The organism is Pseudomonas sp. PS01270 (genome assembly GCF_029959775.1).
In the GTDB taxonomy this organism is placed as follows: Bacteria; Pseudomonadota; Gammaproteobacteria; order Pseudomonadales; family Pseudomonadaceae; genus Aquipseudomonas; species Aquipseudomonas atacamensis.
In genome coordinates, this window is record NZ_JASCPT010000033.1 from 1 (window position 1) to 19,353 (window position 19,353).

The window sequence follows — 19,353 nt, forward strand, 5'->3', positions numbered from 1 at the left end:
CGAAAGCGTCGTGACAATCAAATAATCGAGTGACTGACACAACCCATTCGCGAGCAGGCTCGCTCCCACATGGTTTTGCGGCGTAATTGCCCCTGCTCGTTCACCGCTTCGCCCGTTACACTACCGCCACTTTTTCACCCCCGAACACCTCCACCCGCTTCAAGGAACGTACCCATGGGATGGTTTAAAGACTTGCTCGGCACCAGCAATTGGCAGACCGCTGCGCCAACGAGCACTGGCGCCAGCGGCCCGCTGGGCATGGCACAAGGCAAAGGCGTGCGCTTCGACACGACCCTGGCATTGCTGCTGGAAGGCTCGACTTCGGTGCGGGTGCCATTCGATCAAGCGGTGTGGAGCGCCGGTTGGGTCGATCTCGGCCAGTCCAACAAGCTGCACCGCTACTACATGAACGACGAGGATTTCTGGGTGCAGATCCACGTCACCGGCGATGATCAGGTCGAGTCGGTCACCCTGTTCAATTACCTCAGCTATGTAACGGTCAACAGTGACGCCGAACTGCAGCGTCTGGCCGGCCCGAACAGCCTGATCGGTCTGCCGACCTACCACCACGACGGTGTTGAATACACCCGTGAATGGGGCACTGAGTTGCATCAGACCGAACTGGTGCCAATGACCGAACACGTGGTCAACCCGGACGAGTCCTACACCATCAAGCACCACGCCATGCTGTACGCCCGCGACACCGGCCTGACCGATCGCCGCGAACTGCTGCTGTTCTCCGTCGAACAGGACGAAGAAGGCACCGTCAGCCTGAGCACCTCGCTGGGCATCTCGCTGTACACGACTGATTTGAGCGCCATCTAAAAAAGGAAGTTTTTCATGCTGGAAGTCTTGGCCGTTTCCCTGAACAAAACCGCGCTGGTCGGTTTTGTCGTCTACCTGATCGGCGCCGTGTTGCTGTTCATGCTGTTTCAATTCGTCTACACGCGCATCACCGCGCACAAGGAATTCGAACTGATCCGTGCCGGCAACACTGCCGCCGCCATTGCCCTGTCCGGGGCGATCATCGGTTTCGCGATTCCGGCGAGCAACGTGATCGCCTACTCGGTCAACGTGCTCGACTTCGTCCTCTGGGCAGTCATCGCTGCAGTCGTGCAGCTGTTGGCGTTCGTTGCGACCGGGCTGGTGCTCAAGGGCACTTCCCAGCGCATCGCCAACGGCGAAGTCGCGGCCGGCATCTATGTGGCTGCCGTGGCGATCAGCGTCGGCATGCTCAATGCCGCGTGCATGACCCCGTCCCACTGACCGGCAGGAAGCCTCTCGATGAAACGCAGCAAATACGTGCAATTGTCCCTCGCCGCGTCGGTGGCGATGGCGATTTCCGGTGAAGCAGCGGCGCTGGATCAGCCGCGCAACTTCCAAAGCGTTGAACAGTGTGTCGACGCCGAATTGGCCGCCGATCTCTGCTCCAGCGCCTACGTCGCCGCCCTGAACGAGCACCGGCGCATCGCCCCGGCCTACACCGACAAGGCCAAGTGCGACGCAGACTTTGCCGCTGGCTGGTGTCAGAAAAATTCCGATGGCCGTTTCGTGCCGAAACTCGGCGGCTTCAAAGTGCCCGGCAATGCCGAGACGCCGCAAGATCTCGATGCCATCGCCAATTCGCAAATGCCGGCGGGCGACACCACCAGCAGCAGTGCCAGCCACGGCGGCTCGCACTATTCCGGTGGCTCAGGTGGCGGCGGCAATGGCTGGCTGACCGGCTGGCTGATCGGCAACGCAATGAGCAACAACGCCGAACGCACCGTTTACCGTGATCGCGAAACGCGCCAGCCGTACAACACCTCAACGCAGTACCGCCGAGCTGACACAACCTCGCGCAGCCAGTCGGATTACGAGAGCAGCAAGAGCAAACCGGTGAACGTTGCGTCGTCGACTTCGCGCGGCGGTTTCGGCAGCCAGTCCAGCGCCCGCAGCGGTTGGGGTGGCTGGGGCAGCAGTTCCGGACGCTCGAGCAGCTGACATGAAAAAGATCCACTGCGCCGAGCGCCCCGACTGGAAACACACCGCCGAAAGCCTCGGTTTCCTGTTCCACACCATCGACGACGAACCGTACTGGGACGAAAGCGCCTACTACCAGTTCAGCCTCGCGCAGATCGAAAACGATCTCGAAGATCCGACCACCGAACTGCACGAGATGTGCATGGATCTGGTTGATCGCGTCGTCAACAGCGAGGAGTTGCTCGATCGCCTGAGTATTCCGGCGGGGTACTACGACATGATCCGCACCTCCTGGCGCGAGGGTCATCCGCATCTGTACGGGCGCATGGACTTTTCCTACAGCGGCAACGGGCCGGCGAAACTGTTGGAGCTCAACTACGACACGCCGACCAGCCTCTATGAAGCGGCGGCGTTTCAGTGGGGCTGGCTGGAGCAGTGCATCGAACGCGGCACCTTGCCCCGGCACGCCGACCAGTTCAACAGCATCGACACCAAGCTGCATCAGGCCTTCGCCGAATTGCAGTTGAAGCGGCCGTTCTACTTTGCCTCGATGAAGGACTCGGTCGAGGACAAAGGCACCACCGACTATCTGCGGCTGATCGCGGAAAAGGTCGGCATCGAATCACGCCATATCGATATCGAAGACATCGGCCTGACGGCTGAGGGTCGTTTCGTCGATCTGCAGGATCGCTGGATCCCGCACCTGTTCAAGCTGCACGCCTGGGAATTCATCTTCCACGAACCGTTCGGCGCAGCGATCGCCGAGTGCGACACGCAGTTTTTCGAACCGGCGTGGAAGGCGATCCTGTCGAACAAGGGTGCGCTGCCGCTGCTGTGGGAATTGCACAAGGGACATCCGAATCTGCTCGCTGCGCACCTTGATCCGAATCCGCAAAGTGCCGTACCAAAGGGCTGGGTGCGCAAGCCGTACTTTTCCCGCGAAGGCGCCAACATCGAACTGCAAACAGCGGAGGGTCTGATCGTCAAAGAGGACGGGCCTTACACCGATGCGCCGTTCATCTTGCAGGAGTTCGCACCGCTGCCGAAGTTTGGCGACAGCTACACGCTGATTGGCTCGTGGGTGATTGGTGATGAGGCGGCGGGGATTGGTGTGCGCGAGGACAATAGTCTGATCACCAAGGATTCCAGTCGATTTTTGCCGCACCTGATCCTGGATTAAGACGAAGTTACCTTGTGGGAGCGAGCCTGCTCGCGAAAGCGTCCTGTCAGTTACAGGTGCATCGACTGATCTGACGCCTTCGCGAGCAGGCTCGCTCCCACAGGAGATTGTGAGTAGCCAGGAATTTCCTGAACAAAAAAGGCCCGTCGTTTAAGCGACGGGCCTTTGTCATTCAAAGCGGTTACAGCGGCAAATCAGAACGGAATATCGTCATCGAAGCTGTCGAAATCCGGAGCCGGTTGCGGTGCGGCCTGCTGCGGTGCCGGAGCCGAACGCTGCTGTGGAGCCGACTGCTGCGGGCGTGGAGCCTGCTGACGTGGCGCCTGCTGCTGGTAGTTGTTGCCGCCGCCTTGCTGATCGCCCTGTTGTGGGCGGCCGCCGAGCAGTTGCATGGTGCCTTGCATGTCGACCACGATTTCGGTGGTGTAACGCTTGATGCCGTCCTTTTCCCACTCGCGGGTCTGCAGCTTGCCTTCGATGTAGACCTGCGAACCCTTGCGCAGGTATTCACCGGCAATCTCGGCCACCTTGCCGAACATCGACACACGGTGCCACTCGGTCTTCTCGACCTTCTGACCGGTCTGCTTGTCGGTCCATTGTTCGCTGGTGGCCAGACTCAGGTTGGTCACGGCATTACCGTTAGGCAGGTAGCGAACTTCGGGATCCTGGCCGCAAGTGCCGACCAATATGACTTTGTTAACCCCACGGGCCATAACGTTCTCCTAAGCGTCGCACGCAGCCCCGGCCGGGTTGTTGACCAGGCGTTCGAGGGTGCTGCGATCCACTAATTCTTTGTCCAGTTTGATGTAAACAGCCGCCTCTTCGGCGACTATCACTGCATCTGTTACCCCTACCAGGGCCTTGAGGCGCTCGACCAGACCCGCTTCGCGGATCGCTTCGGGCGACAACGGCAAGCGCAGGCTCGTCACGTAGGGAGGTTCGCGCATGGTAACAGCAAAGGCCAGCCAAAGTGCAGCCAGCGCGGCGCATCCGAGGAACACAACCGACAGACCGCCATGCTGGAACAACCAGCCGCCGAGTATCCCGCCGAGTGCCGAACCGAGGAACTGGCTGGTGGAGTACACGCCCATGGCCGTGCCCTTGCCGCCCGCCGGTGAAACCTTGCTGATCAGCGACGGCAACGATGCCTCGAGCAGATTGAACGCGGTGAAAAACACCACAGTACCGATCACCAGAGCACGCAGGCTGTCGCCGAACTGCCAGAAGAATAGTTCAGTCAGCATCAATGTCAGGACGGCGCCGAGCAAAACTCGTTTCATTTTGCGTTTCTTCTCGCCGTAGATAATGAACGGGATCATGGCGAAGAACGAAATCAGCAGCGCGGTGAGGTAAACCCACCAGTGCTGTTCCTTGGGCAGACCGGCTTTTGTCACCAGTGCCAAGGGCAAGGCAACGAAGCTCGACATCAACATGGCATGTAACACAAAGATGCCCAGATCCAGGCGCAGCAAGTCCGGGTGCTTGAGCGTCGGCATCAGCGCCTGCCGGGCCACTCCGGATTCCCGGTGCTGCAACGGCCCGGTGGATTGCGGCACCATGAACATGATGATCAGGATGCCGACCAGCGCCATGGCGCCAGTGGCGAGGAACAGCCCGGACAGCCCGAACGCACTGGTCAGTAACGGCCCCACCACCATGGCCACCGCAAACGACAGGCCGATGGTCATGCCGATCATCGCCATGGCTTTGGTCCGATGCTGCTCGCGGGTCAGGTCGGAAAGCAGCGCCATCACCGCTGCAGAAATCGCCCCGGCGCCCTGCAGGATTCGCCCGGCGATCACGCCCCAGATCGAATCGGCCTGGGAAGCCAGAACACTGCCGAGAGCGAAGACGATCAGGCCGAGGTAGATCACCGGCCGGCGACCGATGCGGTCGGAAATGATCCCGAACGGAATCTGGAAAATTGCCTGGGTCAGACCGTAAGCGCCAATCGCCAGCCCGATCAGGGCCGGGGTCGCTCCCGCCAGATCCATGCCATAGGTCGCCAGCACCGGCAACACCATGAACATGCCAAGCATACGGAAAGCGAACACCAGGGCCAGACCGCTCGCCGCGCGGGTCTCGCTGCCACTCATGCGTTCGCTGTGGGGATCGTGCATGGAAAAACCTCGTGTGAACCGGCGGCGATTCTACCAGTCCCATCGGAAGACGGGGTATATCGCGACGCTATGACGCGTATAGATGAAACTCTCTTCATGAACGGCAAAACGCCCTTCGTTTGATAGTGTGCATCCATCCAGTATTTGCCCGTATACTCCTACGTTTTCGACGCCCGCCAAGCGAGGCCACTTTGGACAAGATCCTGATACGTGGGGCCCGTACCCACAACCTGAAGAACATCGACCTGACCCTGCCACGGGACAAACTGATCGTCATCACCGGCCTGTCCGGATCCGGCAAGTCGTCGCTGGCGTTCGACACGCTGTATGCCGAAGGTCAGCGCCGCTATGTCGAATCGCTGTCGGCCTATGCCCGGCAGTTCCTGTCGATGATGGAAAAACCCGACGTCGACACCATCGAAGGCCTGTCGCCGGCGATCTCCATCGAACAGAAGTCGACCTCGCACAACCCGCGTTCCACGGTCGGCACCATCACCGAAATCTACGACTACTTGCGCTTGCTCTATGCCCGCGTGGGTACGCCGCGTTGCCCGGATCACGACATTCCACTGGAAGCGCAGACCGTCAGCCAGATGGTCGATCTGGTGCTGGCGCAGCCGGAAGGCAGCAAACTGATGTTGCTGGCACCGGTGATCCGCGAACGCAAAGGCGAACACCTGTCGGTCTTCGAAGAATTGCGTGCGCAGGGTTTCGTCCGCGCCCGGGTCAACGGACGCATTTGCGAGCTCGACGAGCTGCCGAAGCTGGATAAACAGAAGAAGCATTCGATCGATGTGATCGTCGACCGCTTCAAGGTCCGCGCCGATCTGCAGCAGCGTCTGGCCGAGTCTTTCGAGACCGCGCTGAAACTCGCCGACGGCATTGCCCTGGTCGCGCCGATGGACGACGAGCCGGGCGAAGAAATGATCTTCTCCGCACGCTTCGCCTGCCCGATCTGCGGCCATGCGATCAGCGAGCTGGAACCAAAGCTGTTTTCCTTCAACAACCCGGCCGGCGCCTGCCCGACCTGTGATGGCTTGGGCGTGAAGCAGTTCTTCGACATCAAGCGTCTGGTCAATGGCGAGCTGACCCTGGCCGAAGGTGCAATACGCGGCTGGGACCGGCGCAACGTCTATTACTTCCAGATGCTCGGCTCACTCGCCTCGCACTACAAGTTCAGCCTGGACAAGCCCTTCAACGACCTCAGCGCCGAGCAGCAGAAGTTCATCCTGCATGGCAGCGGCTCGCAGAACGTAGACTTCAAATACCTCAACGACCGTGGCGATATCGTCAAACGCTCGCACCCGTTCGAAGGCATCGTGCCGAATCTTGAGCGTCGCTATCGCGAAACCGAATCGGCGAGCGTGCGCGAAGAGCTGGCCAAGTTCCTCAGCCATCAGGCCTGCCCGGATTGCCGTGGCACGCGTCTGCGCCGTGAAGCGCGGCACGTCTGGGTCGGCGAGAAAACCTTGCCGGCAGTGACCAATCTGCCGATCGGCGATGCCTGCGAATATTTCGGCGCGCTGAAGATGACCGGTCGCCGCGGCGAGATTGCCGACAAGATCCTCAAGGAAATCCGCGAGCGTCTGCAGTTTCTGGTCAACGTCGGCCTCGACTATCTGTCGCTGGATCGCAGTGCCGACACATTGTCCGGTGGCGAGGCGCAACGGATTCGTCTGGCCAGCCAGATTGGCGCCGGTCTGGTCGGCGTTCTGTATATCCTCGATGAACCATCCATTGGTCTGCATCAGCGCGACAACGATCGGCTGCTCGGTACGCTCAAGCATTTGCGCGATATTGGCAACACGGTGATCGTGGTCGAGCATGATGAAGACGCGATTCGTCTGGCTGACTATGTCGTCGATATCGGCCCTGGCGCCGGTGTGCACGGCGGGCGGATCGTTGCCGAAGGCACGCCGGACGAAGTCATGGCGCACCCGGATTCGCTGACCGGCAAATACCTGTCCGGCCGGGTGAAGATCGAAGTGCCGGCCAAACGCACGCCGCGCAACAAGAAGCTCAACCTGTCGCTCAAAGGTGCGCGTGGCAACAACCTGCGCAACGTCGATCTGGACATCCCGATCGGCCTGCTGACTTGCGTGACTGGCGTATCCGGTTCGGGCAAATCGACACTGATCAACAACACGCTGTTCCCGCTCAGCGCCACGGCACTGAATGGCGCGACCACGCTGGAAGCGGCTGCGCATGACAGCATCAAAGGTCTGGAACATCTCGACAAAGTCGTCGATATCGACCAGAGCCCGATCGGCCGCACGCCGCGCTCCAACCCGGCGACCTACACCGGGCTGTTCACGCCGATCCGCGAACTGTTTGCCGGCGTGCCCGAGTCGCGCTCCCGGGGTTACGGCCCGGGGCGTTTCTCGTTCAACGTCAAGGGCGGTCGCTGCGAAGCGTGCCAGGGCGATGGCCTGATCAAGGTGGAAATGCACTTCCTGCCGGACATCTACGTGCCCTGCGATGTGTGCAAGAGCAAGCGTTACAACCGCGAAACCCTTGAAATCAAGTACAAGGGCAAGAGCATCCATGAAACCCTCGAAATGACCATTGAGGAAGCACGGGAATTCTTCGACGCGGTTCCGGCACTGGCGCGCAAGCTGCAAACGCTGATGGATGTCGGCCTGTCCTACATCAAGCTGGGGCAGTCGGCAACGACCCTGTCCGGCGGTGAAGCACAGCGGGTCAAGTTGTCGCGCGAGCTGTCCAAACGCGATACCGGCAAGACCCTGTACATCCTCGATGAGCCGACCACCGGTCTGCACTTTGCCGATATCCAGCAATTGCTCGACGTCCTCCATCGTCTGCGCGACCACGGCAACACCGTGGTGGTCATCGAGCACAACCTCGATGTGATCAAGACCGCTGACTGGCTGGTGGACCTTGGTCCTGAAGGCGGTTCCAAGGGCGGGCAGATCATTGCCACCGGTACGCCGGAGGAAGTCGCCGAGATGAAGCAATCTCACACCGGCCATTACCTAAAGCCACTGCTGATCCGTGACCGGGCTTAACTGCCAGGCATGAAAAAGCCCTTGGCACCGTTAAGGTGCCAGGGGCTTTTTTGTAGCTGGTGCAATCAGGACGCGTGGGATTGCAGGTAGTTCTCGAGACCGATCAGCTTGATCAGGCCCAACTGCTTTTCCAGCCAGTAGGTGTGATCTTCTTCGGTGTCGTTGAGCTGAACCCGCAGAATTTCGCGGCTGACATAGTCCTTGTGTTGCTCGCAAAGTTCGATGCCTTTGCACAGCGCAGCGCGGACTTTGTATTCGAGGCGCAAATCAGCTTCGAGCATCGTAGGCACGGTGGTGCCGACATCCAGATCATCCGGACGCATGCGCGGCGTGCCTTCGAGCATCAGAATCCGCCGCATCAATGCATCGGCGTGGCCGGCTTCTTCTTCCATCTCGTGGTTGATGCGCTCGTAGAGCTTGGTGAACCCCCAGTCCTCATACATCCGCGAATGAACGAAATATTGGTCACGCGCGGCCAGTTCGCCGGTCAGCAACGTATTGAGGTAATCGATTACATCTGGGTGGCCTTGCATCGCCCTACATCTCCCTTCCTGAAAGTCTGTAGTTTGAACCAACCTGACCGGAAGGTCACTCGCTTCGCGCAATAAAAGCGAAGATATTCTGAGAAAAGCAGGCCAAATAACGCAAAAACCGCCCAAATGAGGGCGGTTCTGCTTCTCGTTTAGACTACGTTAAGCTGTCAGTTGAGCAGCTTTGCGATTGCTTCTCCATACGCCGGATCGGCTTTGTAGAAATGCTGCAGCTGACGATCCACGACGTCGCTGGAAACACCCGCCATTGCGCCGGCAATGTTGCTGACCAGCAATGCTTTCTGCTCGTCGCTCATCAAGCGGAACAAGGCACCGGCATGGCTGTAGTAGTCGGTGTCTTCGCGGTGATCATAACGATCGGCGGCACCGCTCAAGGCCAGCGCTGGCTCAGCGTAATGTGGCGCTTGTTTCGGCGACTCAACGTAGCTGTTCGGTTCATAGTTCGGCGCCGCGCCGCCATTGCTGCCGAAAGCCATGGAGCCGTCACGCTGATAAGTATTCACCGGGCTGCGCGGAGCGTTCACCGGCAATTGCTGGTGATTGGTGCCCACACGGTAACGGTGTGCGTCAGCGTAGGCGAATACACGGCCTTGCAGCATGCGGTCTGGCGACAGACCGACACCTGGCACCATGTTGCTCGGGCCAAACGCAGCCTGTTCAACTTCCGCGAAGTAGTTCAGCGGGTTGCGATTCAACTCCAGCTCACCGACTTCGATCAGTGGAAACTCTTTCTGCGACCAAGTCTTGGTCACGTCGAACGGATTCTCGTAATGAGCCGCCGCTTGCGCTTCGGTCATGATCTGAATGCACACGCGCCATTTCGGGAATTCACCGCGCTCGATGGCCTCGAACAGGTCACGCTGCGCATAGTCCGGGTCGGTACCGGCCAAACGGGCGGCCTCGGCTGGCGCCAGGTTCTTGATGCCTTGCTGAGTCTTGTAGTGCCACTTCACCCAGTGACGCTCGCCTTTGTCGTTGATCAGGCTGTAAGTGTGACTGCCGAAGCCGTGCATATGGCGATAGCCGTCAGGGATGCCACGATCAGAAAACAGGATGGTGACCTGGTGCAACGCTTCAGGCGAATGCGACCAGAAATCCCACATCATCTGCGCGCTTTTCAGGTTGCTTTGCGGCAGACGTTTTTGCGTATGGATAAAGTCCGGAAACTTCAGCGGATCGCGGATGAAGAACACTGGCGTGTTGTTGCCAACGATGTCCCAGTTGCCTTCCTCGGTGTAGAACTTCAAGGCGAAGCCGCGCGGATCGCGCTCAGTGTCGGCCGAACCACGCTCGCCACCTACGGTGGAAAAGCGCAGAAAGGTTGGCGTTTGTTTGCCTACCGATTCGAACAACTTTGCACTGGTGTATTCGGTGATGTCACGGGTGACGGTGAACGTACCGTAAGCGCCCGAGCCCTTAGCGTGGACACGGCGTTCTGGAATGTTTTCACGGTTGAAGTGCGCGAGCTTTTCGATCAGATGGAAATCGTCGAGAAGCAGCGGACCGCGTGGGCCGGCGGAACGGGAATTCTGGTTGTCAGCGACTGGCGCGCCACTGGCGGTTGTAAGCGTCTTGGTCTGGCTCATGCGGTCTTCTTCCTCTGTCAGTCTTGAACTGCCGGCTAATGGGCTTGGCGGGAAGTATTGATCATCGACGTTACAGCTACAAATTCATTAACTTGCAGGCATCGATAGATAATTACTAATTATGTTTTCCCGGCACATAGTGGCAGTTCAACCATGTCAGAAACTTGTACGGACGGCGCATTTCTTACAGGCACAAAAAACCGGGCACTAGGCCCGGTTCTTTGTTTCAGACTGACGTCTTACTCGGCGGATACAGCTTCGCCAGCAGTAGCACGATCAACCAACTCGACGTACGCCATAGGCGCGTTGTCGCCAGCGCGGAAACCGCACTTGAGGATGCGCAGGTAGCCACCCTCACGGGTAGCGTAACGCTTGCCCAGGTCGTTGAAGAGCTTACCAACGATAGCTTTCGAACGAGTACGGTCGAAAGCCAGACGGCGGTTAGCCAGGCTGTCTGTCTTGGCCAGAGTGATCAGCGGCTCGGCAACGCGGCGCAGTTCTTTGGCTTTTGGCAGAGTAGTTTTGATCAGCTCGTGCTCGAACAGCGACACCGCCATGTTTTGGAACATGGCCTTGCGGTGCGAGCTGGTGCGGCTCAGGTGACGACCACTTTTACGATGACGCATGGTTCATTCCTTACCAAACACTACGTTCGGTGATTACGACGATCAGGCAGTCGCCTTGTCGTCCTTCTTAAGACTTGCAGGCGGCCAGTTGTCGAGGCGCATGCCGAGGGACAGACCGCGGGAGGCCAGAACGTCCTTGATTTCAGTCAAGGATTTCTTGCCCAGGTTCGGAGTCTTCAACAGCTCTACTTCGGTACGCTGAATCAGGTCGCCGATGTAGTAGATGTTTTCCGCCTTAAGGCAGTTAGCCGAACGTACAGTCAGTTCCAGATCGTCAACCGGGCGAAGCAGGATCGGATCGATCTCGTCTTCCTGCTCGACAACCAGCGGCTCACTTTCACCTTTGAGGTCGACGAACGCAGCCAGCTGCTGTTGCAGGATGGTTGCAGCGCGACGGATAGCCTCTTCAGGATCCAGGGTACCGTTGGTTTCCAGATCAATAACCAGCTTGTCCAGGTTGGTACGCTGTTCGACACGGGCGTTTTCCACCACGTAAGCGATACGGCGAACCGGGCTGAACGAAGAGTCGAGCTGCAAGCGACCGATGCTGCGGCTTTCGTCTTCATCGCTCTGACGCGAGTCGGCTGGTTCATAACCACGACCACGAGCTACGGTGAGCTTCATGTTCAGGGCGCCGTTAGACGCCAGGTTAGCGATTACGTGATCGGGATTAACGATCTCGACATCATGATCCAGCTGAATATCGGCAGCGGTAACCACCCCCGAACCCTTCTTCGACAAGGTCAGCGTAACTTCGTCACGACCGTGCAGCTTGATGGCCAGACCTTTAAGGTTCAACAGGATTTCAATTACGTCTTCCTGTACACCTTCGATGGCGCTGTACTCGTGGAGCACACCGTCAATCTCGGCCTCGACTACTGCGCAGCCGGGCATTGAGGACAACAGGATGCGGCGCAGCGCGTTGCCCAGGGTGTGGCCAAAACCACGCTCGAGAGGCTCGAGAGTGATCTTGGCGCGGGTTGGACTGACAACCTGCACATCAATGTGGCGGGGTGTCAGGAACTCATTTACCGAAATCTGCATGGATGCACCTATTTTCTAGCCCTTACTTGGAGTAGAGCTCGACAATCAGGCTTTCGTTGATGTCGGCGGACAGATCACTGCGAGCAGGAACGTTCTTGAAAACGCCCGACTTCTTCTCAGTGTCTACTTCTACCCATTCTACGCGGCCACGTTGGGCACACAGATCGAGAGCTTGGACAATGCGAAGCTGGTTTTTTGCTTTCTCGCGAACTGCAACCACGTCACCAGCACGAACCTGATACGACGGAACGTTTACGGTCTGACCGTTTACGCTGATCGACTTGTGCGATACCAGCTGGCGGGATTCGGCACGAGTCGAACCAAAGCCCATACGGTATACAACGTTGTCCAGACGGCATTCGAGCAGTTGCAGCAGGTTTTCACCGGTTGCACCTTTCTTGCCAGCAGCTTCTTTGTAGTAGCCGCTGAACTGACGCTCGAGAACGCCGTAGATACGACGGACCTTCTGCTTTTCACGCAGTTGGGTGCCGTAGTCGGACTGGCGACCGCGGCGTTGGCCGTGGATACCAGGTGCTGCTTCAATGTTGCACTTCGATTCGATCGCGCGCACGCCGCTCTTCAGGAAGAGATCGGTGCCTTCGCGACGAGCGAGTTTGCATTTTGGACCAATGTAACGAGCCATTCTTTACAATCTCCTGGATTACACGCGGCGCTTCTTCGGCGGACGGCACCCGTTGTGCGGGATTGGCGTCACGTCGGTGATGCTGGCGATCTTGTAGCCACAGCCGTTCAAAGCGCGGACTGCGGATTCACGACCTGGACCTGGACCCTTGACGTTTACGTCGAGGTTTTTCAGGCCGTATTCCAGCGCAGCTTGACCAGCACGCTCAGCAGCTACTTGAGCAGCGAACGGGGTGGACTTGCGGGAACCGCGGAAACCCGAACCACCGGAGGTAGCCCAGGAAAGAGCGTTACCTTGACGGTCGGTAATGGTCACGATGGTGTTGTTAAAAGATGCATGGATGTGGGCGATGCCATCAACCACTGTCTTTTTAACTTTTTTACGAGGACGAGCAGCAGGTTTTGCCATGATTAAATTCCTGTCGATTCGCTGGGGCGATTACTTGCGGATCGGCTTACGCGGACCTTTACGGGTACGCGCGTTGGTCTTGGTACGCTGACCGCGTACTGGCAGACCACGACGATGACGCAGACCGCGATAGCAACCGAGGTCCATCAAGCGCTTGATTTTCATGTTGATTTCGCGACGCAGGTCACCTTCAGTGGTGAACTTCGCCACTTCGCCACGCAGCTGTTCAATTTGCTCGTCGCTCAGATCTTTGATCTTTGCTGCTGGGTTTACCCCAGTCACTGCACAGATCTTCTGCGCAGTAGTGCGACCAACACCATAGATGTAGGTCAGCGAGATAACAGTATGCTTGTTATCTGGAATGTTAACGCCTGCAATACGGGCCATTCAGTGGGACTCCAATTGACAGCTACCTACGCCCCGGAAGCCAAGAAATAGGGCGCGAGATAATATCGCTGTAATAACAAATAATCAACCCGGTAGCGCACTAGCTACCGGGCTTGAAGCACAATCACACTCAGCCTTGGCGCTGTTTGTGACGCGGTTCCGCGCTGCAAATTACTCGAACAACACCTTCGCGGCGAATAATCTTGCAGTTACGGCACAGCTTTTTCACCGATGCACGAACTTTCATCACCAACTCCTCGAACCTTATGGGTACTCAGCGCAACATGCCGCTGCCGTAACCCTTCAGGTTGGCTTTCTTCATCAGGGATTCGTACTGGTGCGAAACGAGGTGCGATTGTACTTGGGACATGAAGTCCATCACAACCACGACCACGATCAGCAACGAGGTCCCGCCAAGGTAGAACGGAACGTTTGCTGCAACCACCAGGAATTGGGGCAACAGGCACACGGCCGTCATGTAAAGAGCACCGAACAGGGTCAAGCGGGTCAGAACGCCATCAATATAGCGCGCAGACTGCTCACCTGGACGGATGCCCGGAATAAAGGCACCGGACTTCTTCAGGTTTTCCGCTACGTCTTTCGGATTGAACATCAACGCCGTATAGAAGAAGCAGAAGAAAATAATCCCTGCACTAAACAGCAGAATATTCAACGGCTGACCAGGAGCGATCGACTGCGAGATGTCCTGCAACCAGCCCATACCTTCAGACTGACCGAACCAGGCACCCAACGAAGCCGGAAACAGCAAGATGCTGCTCGCGAAAATAGCCGGAATAACACCGGCCATGTTCACCTTCAGCGGCAAGTGGCTTGTCTGCGCAGCAAAAACCTTGCGGCCCTGCTGACGCTTGGCGTAGTGAACAGCAATACGACGCTGACCACGCTCAATGAACACCACGAAACCGATAATCGCTACTGCCAGCAAACCGATGGCAACCAGGGCGAAGATGTTGATATCACCCTGACGCGCAGACTCGAAAGACTGCCCGATTGCTCTCGGAAGACCGGCGACGATACCCGAAAAAATCAACATCGAGATACCGTTGCCAACACCACGCTCAGTAATCTGCTCACCCAGCCACATCATGAACATCGCACCAGCCACAAATGTGGTTACCGCGACGAAATGGAAGCCAAAGTCACCAGTGAACGCGACGCCCTGCCCCGCCAGACCAATGGACATGCCAATAGCCTGGACCAGAGCGAGAGCGACGGTGAGGTAGCGGGTGTACTGGCTAATCTTGCGACGGCCAGCTTCACCTTCCTTCTTCAACTGCTCCAGCTGCGGGCTGACGGCGGTCATCAGTTGCATGATGATCGATGCCGAAATGTACGGCATGATTCCCAGTGCAAAGATGCTCATCCGTTCCAGCGCGCCGCCGGAGAACATGTTGAACAAGCTAAGAATGGTCCCCTCATTCTGTCGAAACAGGTCTGCGAGTCGGTCCGGGTTGATACCTGGAACCGGGATGTGTGCGCCTATTCGGTAGACGATAATCGCCAGGAACAGAAAACGCAGACGAGCCCAGAGTTCAGACATACCGCCTTTGCCGAGCGCAGAGAGAGCACCTTGCTTAGCCATTTATTCCTCGAACTTGCCGCCAGCTGCTTCGATAGCCGCACGCGCACCTTTGGTGGCGCCGATTCCCTTGCCGATAGTGACAGCGCGAGTCACTTCACCGGACAGCATGATTTTCACACGCTGTACGTTGACGTTGATCACGTTGGCATCTTTCAGGGACTGCACAGTAACGATGTCGCCTTCCACTTTGGCCAGCTCGGACAAACGCACTTCTGCGCGATCCATGGCTTTCAGGGAAACGAAACCGAACTTAGGCAGGCGACGATGCAGCGGCTGTTGACCGCCTTCAAAGCCTGGAGCGATGGTGCCACCGGAGCGGGAGGTCTGACCTTTGTGACCACGGCCACCAGTCTTGCCCAAACCACTACCGATACCACGGCCCGGACGATGCTTTTCGCGACGGGAACCCGGCGCTGGACTCAGATCATTGAGTTTCATCGATTAACCCTCGACACGCAGCATGTAGTAAGCCTTGTTGATCATCCCGCGATTCTCGGGAGTATCCTGGACTTCTACAGTGTGACCGATGCGACGCAGACCCAGACCCTTAACGCACAGTTTGTGGTTAGGGATGCGGCCGGTCATGCTTTTGATCAGCGTAACTTTAACGGTAGCCATGATTACTTGATCTCCTCAACACGCAGGCCACGCTTGGCAGCGATGGACTCAGGAGACTGCATAGCCTTCAGACCCTTGAAAGTGGCGTGAACCACGTTTACCGGGTTAGTCGAGCCATAGCACTTGGCCAGAACGTTCTGAACGCCAGCAACTTCGAGGACAGCACGCATAGCGCCGCCAGCGATGATACCGGTACCTTCAGAAGCAGGCTGCATGTACACCTTCGAAGCGCCGTGAGCGGACTTCATTGCGTACTGCAGAGTGGTGCCGTTCAGGTCAACTTGAATCATGTTGCGGCGAGCAGCTTCCATTGCCTTCTGGATCGCAGCAGGCACTTCACGCGACTTGCCACGGCCGAAGCCAACACGCCCTTTACCATCACCAACCACGGTCAACGCGGTGAAAGTGAAGATACGGCCGCCTTTAACGGTTTTGGCTACGCGGTTAACTTGAACCAGCTTCTCGATGTAGCCTTCGTCGCGCTTTTGGTCGTTATTTGACATAACTTAGAACTCCAGCCCAGCTTCACGAGCAGCATCAGCCAGCGCTTTAACGCGGCCGTGGTACTTGAAGCCAGAGCGGTCGAAAGCCACTTGCGATACGCCAGCGGCCTTAGCACGCGTAGCGACCAGCTGGCCAACCTTTGTGGCCGCGTCGATGTTGCCAGTGGCACCATCACGCAGTTCTTTATCCAAAGTCGAGGCACTTGCCAGGACTTTGTTGCCGTCGGCCGAGATGACCTGGGCGTAGATGTGCTGCGACGAGCGGAACACGCAGAGACGCACGACTTCGAGTTCGTGCATTTTCAGGCGTGCTTTGCGAGCGCGACGCAGTCGAGTAACTTTTTTGTCGGTCATTTGCTATGCCCTACTTCTTCTTGGCTTCTTTACGACGGACGACTTCGTCCGCGTAGCGCACACCTTTGCCTTTGTATGGCTCTGGTGGACGGAAGTCGCGGATCTCGGCGGCCACTTGACCTACCAGCTGCTTGTCGATGCCCTTGATCAGGATATCGGTCTGGCTAGGAGTCTCAGCGGTGATGCCTTCCGGCAGTTCGTAATCCACTGGGTGCGAGAAGCCAAGAGCCAGGTTCAGAACCTGACCTTTTGCTTGCGCTTTGTATCCAACACCGACCAGCTGGAGCTTGCGCTCGAAGCCTTGGCTTACGCCCTGGACCATGTTGTTTACCAACGCACGCGTGGTACCGGCCATTGCGCGAGTTTGTTGATCGCCATTGCGAGCAGCGAAACGCAGCTCACCAGCTTCTTCAACGATCTCAACGGACGAATGGATGTTCAGTTCAAGAGTACCCTTGGCACCCTTCACCGAAAGCTGTTGGCCTGCGAATTTGACTTCGACACCGGCTGGCAGCTTAACGGGGTTCTTAGCGACGCGAGACATGCTTATCCCCCCTTAGAACACAGTGCAAAGAACTTCGCCGCCGACACCGGCAGCGCGCGCAGCACGATCCGTCATCACACCTTTGTTGGTGGAGACGATAGACACGCCAAGACCGCCACGAACTTTCGGCAGATCTTCAACGGACTTGTACTGACGCAGGCCTGGACGACTAACGCGCTTCACTTCTTCGATAACCGGACGGCCTTCGAAGTACTTCAGCGAGATGGACAGCGACGGCTTGGCGTCGGTGGTGATCTGAAAATCCGCGATGTAACCTTCGTCCTTCAGGACTTTTGCTACAGCAGCCTTCAACGTGGAAGACGGCATGCTTACGACAGACTTTTCAGCCATCTGGGCATTACGGATTCGAGTTAGCATGTCCGCTAACGGGTCCTGCATACTCATGGGCTAGACGCTCCTAATACAAAAAAATTAGCCTTGCGGCTACTACTTGTCGCCGAGAACTTCCGGGCAGAAAAACACGGGCTCAGGCGAGCCGGTCATTCTAGACACACCCCAGAAATGAATCAAGCCCCAAAAGGGGCTTGATTCAGATTCAAGGCCACCGATGGTCAGGTTCTTGCGAACCCGAACATCGAGACTTTGACTACTGTTACCAGCTGGCTTTAACCAGACCTGGTACGTCACCACGCATTGCAGCTTGACGCAGCATGTTACGGCCGAGGCCGAACTTGCGGTACACGCCGTGCGGACGACCAGTCAGGCGGCAACGGTTACGCATGCGCGAAGCGCTTGCGTCACGTGGTTGCTTCTGCAGAGCTACGGTAGCTTCCCAACGCGCTTCTGGACTTGCGTTCAGATCGACGATGATAGCTTTCAGCGCTGCACGCTTGGTGGCGTACTTGGCAACGGTGAGCTGACGCTTCAGCTCACGGTTTTTCATGCTCTTCTTGGCCATTTTCCTACTCCAATCAGTTGCGGAACGGGAATTTGAAAGCACGCAGCAGAGCGCGGCCTTCATCATCGTTCTTGGCAGTGGTGGTCAGGGTAATGTCCAGACCGCGGAGAGCATCGATCTTGTCGTAGTCGATTTCCGGGAAGATGATCTGCTCTTTCACGCCCATGCTGTAGTTGCCACGACCATCGAAGGACTTGGCATTCAGGCCGCGGAAGTCGCGAACCCGAGGCAGGGAGATCGACAGCAGACGATCCAGGAACTCGTACATACGCTCACGGCGCAGGGTCACTTTGACGCCGATCGGCCATCCTTCGCGGACTTTGAAGCCAGCGATGGATTTACGAGCGTAGGTCACAACGACTTTCTGGCCGGTGATCTTTTCCAGGTCAGCAACAGCGTGCTCGATGACTTTTTTGTCGCCGATCGCTTCGCCCAGACCCATGTTCAGGGTGATTTTGGTAACGCGCGGAACTTCCATCACGTTCGAAAGCTTAAGTTCTTCCTTAAGTTTCGGAGCGATTTCCTTCCGGTAAATCTCTTTTAGTCGTGCCATGGTCTTCTACCTAGCAGTGTTCAAGCATCAACCGCTTTTTGGGTCGACTTGAAGACACGAATTTTCTTACCATCTTCTACTTTGAAACCAACGCGGTCAGCCTTGTTGGTTTCGCCGTTGAAGATGGCGACGTTGGAAGCGTGCAGTGGCGCTTCTTTCTCGACGATACCGCCCTGTACGCCCGACATCGGGTTAGGCTTGGTATGACGCTTGACCAGGTTCAGACCACCAACAACCAGACGGTTGTCAGCAAGAACCTTCAGCACCTTACCGCGCTTACCTTTGTCTTTGCCGGCGATCACGATGATCTCGTCGTCACGACGAATCTTTTGCATGTCGGATCTCCTTACAGCACTTCTGGGGCGAGCGAGACGATCTTCATGAACTTCTCAGTACGAAGTTCACGGGTCACTGGCCCAAAGATACGGGTGCCGATCGGCTCTTGCTTGTTGTTCAGAAGAACAGCAGCGTTGCCATCAAAGCGGATAATGGAGCCATCAGCACGACGTACGCCGTGACGAGTGCGGACTACAACAGCAGTCATCACTTGGCCTTTTTTCACCTTACCGCGAGGAATTGCTTCCTTCACGGTAACTTTGATGATGTCACCGATACCAGCGTAACGACGATGGGAGCCACCCAGCACCTTGATGCACATAACACGGCGAGCGCCGCTGTTATCGGCCACATCGAGCATGGATTGAGTCTGAATCATATAATTTCTCC

General features: G+C 57.3%; 26 protein-coding genes. 5 read left to right on the forward strand and 21 right to left on the reverse strand.

Going from position 1 to position 19,353, the window contains the following annotated elements; all coding sequences use genetic code 11:
* Positions 1 to 174 precede the first annotated feature (174 nt).
* The 4 genes from QMX86_RS12220 to QMX86_RS12235 are packed head-to-tail and all read left to right on the forward strand — an operon-like array spanning position 175 to position 3,142.
* Entirely contained in the window at positions 175 to 825 is a 651-nt protein-coding gene (locus QMX86_RS12220; protein WP_024014515.1) for a DUF2491 family protein, read from the forward strand.
* A gap of 15 nt (positions 826 to 840) precedes the next feature.
* Complete coding sequence (locus QMX86_RS12225; protein ID WP_016772952.1) at positions 841 to 1,266, forward strand: DUF350 domain-containing protein; 426 nt, start codon at positions 841 to 843, stop codon at positions 1,264 to 1,266.
* Between the two features lie 18 nt (positions 1,267 to 1,284).
* On the forward strand, positions 1,285 to 1,983 hold the full coding sequence (locus QMX86_RS12230; RefSeq protein ID WP_041477668.1) for a DUF1190 domain-containing protein: 699 nt from the start codon (positions 1,285 to 1,287) through the stop codon (positions 1,981 to 1,983).
* Between the two features lies 1 nt (position 1,984).
* The gene (locus QMX86_RS12235; RefSeq protein WP_282387741.1) at positions 1,985 to 3,142 is read left to right on the forward strand and encodes a glutathionylspermidine synthase family protein; all 1,158 of its coding nucleotides are present in this window, start codon (positions 1,985 to 1,987) and stop codon (positions 3,140 to 3,142) included.
* Between the two features lie 194 nt (positions 3,143 to 3,336).
* Here QMX86_RS12235 and QMX86_RS12240 read toward each other — a convergent pair whose 3' ends face one another.
* Together QMX86_RS12240 and QMX86_RS12245 are read right to left on the reverse strand one after the other, a co-directional pair.
* Positions 3,337 to 3,855, reverse strand: coding sequence for a single-stranded DNA-binding protein (locus tag QMX86_RS12240; protein WP_003228709.1), 519 nt, complete (start codon positions 3,853 to 3,855; stop codon positions 3,337 to 3,339).
* A 9-nt stretch (positions 3,856 to 3,864) separates the two neighbouring features.
* A complete protein-coding gene (locus tag QMX86_RS12245; RefSeq protein WP_073475767.1) occupies positions 3,865 to 5,262 on the reverse strand; it encodes an MFS transporter in 1,398 nt (465 codons plus the stop codon).
* Between the two features lie 191 nt (positions 5,263 to 5,453).
* Between QMX86_RS12245 and uvrA the strand changes: the two genes are divergently transcribed.
* Positions 5,454 to 8,288, forward strand: coding sequence for an excinuclease ABC subunit UvrA (uvrA, locus tag QMX86_RS12250; RefSeq protein WP_024014519.1), 2,835 nt, complete (start codon positions 5,454 to 5,456; stop codon positions 8,286 to 8,288).
* 65 nt (positions 8,289 to 8,353) lie between these two features.
* Here the strand turns inward: uvrA and bfr are convergent, their stop codons facing one another.
* From bfr to rplN, 19 genes are all read right to left on the reverse strand, one after another.
* On the reverse strand, positions 8,354 to 8,821 hold the full coding sequence (gene bfr, locus QMX86_RS12255; protein ID WP_016772947.1) for a bacterioferritin: 468 nt from the start codon (positions 8,819 to 8,821) through the stop codon (positions 8,354 to 8,356).
* 167 nt (positions 8,822 to 8,988) lie between these two features.
* Positions 8,989 to 10,425 carry a catalase gene (locus tag QMX86_RS12260; RefSeq protein ID WP_110646970.1) on the reverse strand — a complete coding sequence of 479 codons (1,437 nt, stop codon included), beginning with the start codon at positions 10,423 to 10,425 and terminating at the stop codon, positions 8,989 to 8,991.
* Positions 10,426 to 10,664: 239 nt separating this feature from the next.
* The gene (gene rplQ, locus QMX86_RS12265; protein ID WP_003176402.1) at positions 10,665 to 11,051 is read right to left on the reverse strand and encodes a 50S ribosomal protein L17; all 387 of its coding nucleotides are present in this window, start codon (positions 11,049 to 11,051) and stop codon (positions 10,665 to 10,667) included.
* Positions 11,052 to 11,093: 42 nt separating this feature from the next.
* Positions 11,094 to 12,095 (reverse strand): DNA-directed RNA polymerase subunit alpha, encoded by a 1,002-nt coding sequence (gene rpoA / locus QMX86_RS12270; RefSeq protein WP_016772946.1) that lies wholly within the window; start codon positions 12,093 to 12,095, stop codon positions 11,094 to 11,096.
* A 22-nt stretch (positions 12,096 to 12,117) separates the two neighbouring features.
* Positions 12,118 to 12,738 carry a 30S ribosomal protein S4 gene (rpsD, locus tag QMX86_RS12275; protein ID WP_003176404.1) on the reverse strand — a complete coding sequence of 207 codons (621 nt, stop codon included), beginning with the start codon at positions 12,736 to 12,738 and terminating at the stop codon, positions 12,118 to 12,120.
* A gap of 18 nt (positions 12,739 to 12,756) precedes the next feature.
* Positions 12,757 to 13,146, reverse strand: coding sequence for a 30S ribosomal protein S11 (gene rpsK, locus QMX86_RS12280; protein WP_002555466.1), 390 nt, complete (start codon positions 13,144 to 13,146; stop codon positions 12,757 to 12,759).
* A 30-nt stretch (positions 13,147 to 13,176) separates the two neighbouring features.
* Positions 13,177 to 13,533: a 30S ribosomal protein S13 gene (gene rpsM, locus QMX86_RS12285; RefSeq protein ID WP_003186020.1), complete on the reverse strand. Its 357-nt coding sequence runs from the start codon at positions 13,531 to 13,533 to the stop codon at positions 13,177 to 13,179.
* Between the two features lie 130 nt (positions 13,534 to 13,663).
* Positions 13,664 to 13,780, reverse strand: a complete 117-nt coding sequence (rpmJ, locus tag QMX86_RS12290) for a 50S ribosomal protein L36 (RefSeq protein WP_002555468.1) — start codon at positions 13,778 to 13,780, stop codon at positions 13,664 to 13,666.
* A 27-nt stretch (positions 13,781 to 13,807) separates the two neighbouring features.
* Positions 13,808 to 15,136, reverse strand: a complete 1,329-nt coding sequence (gene secY, locus QMX86_RS12295) for a preprotein translocase subunit SecY (protein WP_016772945.1) — start codon at positions 15,134 to 15,136, stop codon at positions 13,808 to 13,810.
* The gene (gene rplO, locus QMX86_RS12300; RefSeq protein ID WP_003228720.1) at positions 15,137 to 15,574 is read right to left on the reverse strand and encodes a 50S ribosomal protein L15; all 438 of its coding nucleotides are present in this window, start codon (positions 15,572 to 15,574) and stop codon (positions 15,137 to 15,139) included.
* Positions 15,575 to 15,577: 3 nt separating this feature from the next.
* Positions 15,578 to 15,754 carry a 50S ribosomal protein L30 gene (rpmD, locus tag QMX86_RS12305; RefSeq protein ID WP_003176408.1) on the reverse strand — a complete coding sequence of 59 codons (177 nt, stop codon included), beginning with the start codon at positions 15,752 to 15,754 and terminating at the stop codon, positions 15,578 to 15,580.
* Between the two features lie 2 nt (positions 15,755 to 15,756).
* Positions 15,757 to 16,257, reverse strand: coding sequence for a 30S ribosomal protein S5 (gene rpsE, locus QMX86_RS12310; protein ID WP_007955637.1), 501 nt, complete (start codon positions 16,255 to 16,257; stop codon positions 15,757 to 15,759).
* Positions 16,258 to 16,260: 3 nt separating this feature from the next.
* Entirely contained in the window at positions 16,261 to 16,611 is a 351-nt protein-coding gene (rplR, locus tag QMX86_RS12315; RefSeq protein WP_003186037.1) for a 50S ribosomal protein L18, read from the reverse strand.
* A 10-nt stretch (positions 16,612 to 16,621) separates the two neighbouring features.
* A complete protein-coding gene (gene rplF, locus QMX86_RS12320; protein WP_003228722.1) occupies positions 16,622 to 17,155 on the reverse strand; it encodes a 50S ribosomal protein L6 in 534 nt (177 codons plus the stop codon).
* 12 nt (positions 17,156 to 17,167) lie between these two features.
* Entirely contained in the window at positions 17,168 to 17,560 is a 393-nt protein-coding gene (gene rpsH, locus QMX86_RS12325) for a 30S ribosomal protein S8 (RefSeq protein WP_016772944.1), read from the reverse strand.
* A 208-nt stretch (positions 17,561 to 17,768) separates the two neighbouring features.
* Positions 17,769 to 18,074 carry a 30S ribosomal protein S14 gene (rpsN, locus tag QMX86_RS12330; protein ID WP_003186042.1) on the reverse strand — a complete coding sequence of 102 codons (306 nt, stop codon included), beginning with the start codon at positions 18,072 to 18,074 and terminating at the stop codon, positions 17,769 to 17,771.
* Positions 18,075 to 18,087: 13 nt separating this feature from the next.
* A complete protein-coding gene (rplE, locus tag QMX86_RS12335; protein WP_003210069.1) occupies positions 18,088 to 18,627 on the reverse strand; it encodes a 50S ribosomal protein L5 in 540 nt (179 codons plus the stop codon).
* A 20-nt stretch (positions 18,628 to 18,647) separates the two neighbouring features.
* Positions 18,648 to 18,962, reverse strand: coding sequence for a 50S ribosomal protein L24 (gene rplX / locus QMX86_RS12340; RefSeq protein ID WP_003186046.1), 315 nt, complete (start codon positions 18,960 to 18,962; stop codon positions 18,648 to 18,650).
* An 11-nt stretch (positions 18,963 to 18,973) separates the two neighbouring features.
* Positions 18,974 to 19,342, reverse strand: a complete 369-nt coding sequence (gene rplN, locus QMX86_RS12345) for a 50S ribosomal protein L14 (RefSeq protein ID WP_002555479.1) — start codon at positions 19,340 to 19,342, stop codon at positions 18,974 to 18,976.
* Between the last annotated feature and the right edge of the window lie 11 nt (positions 19,343 to 19,353).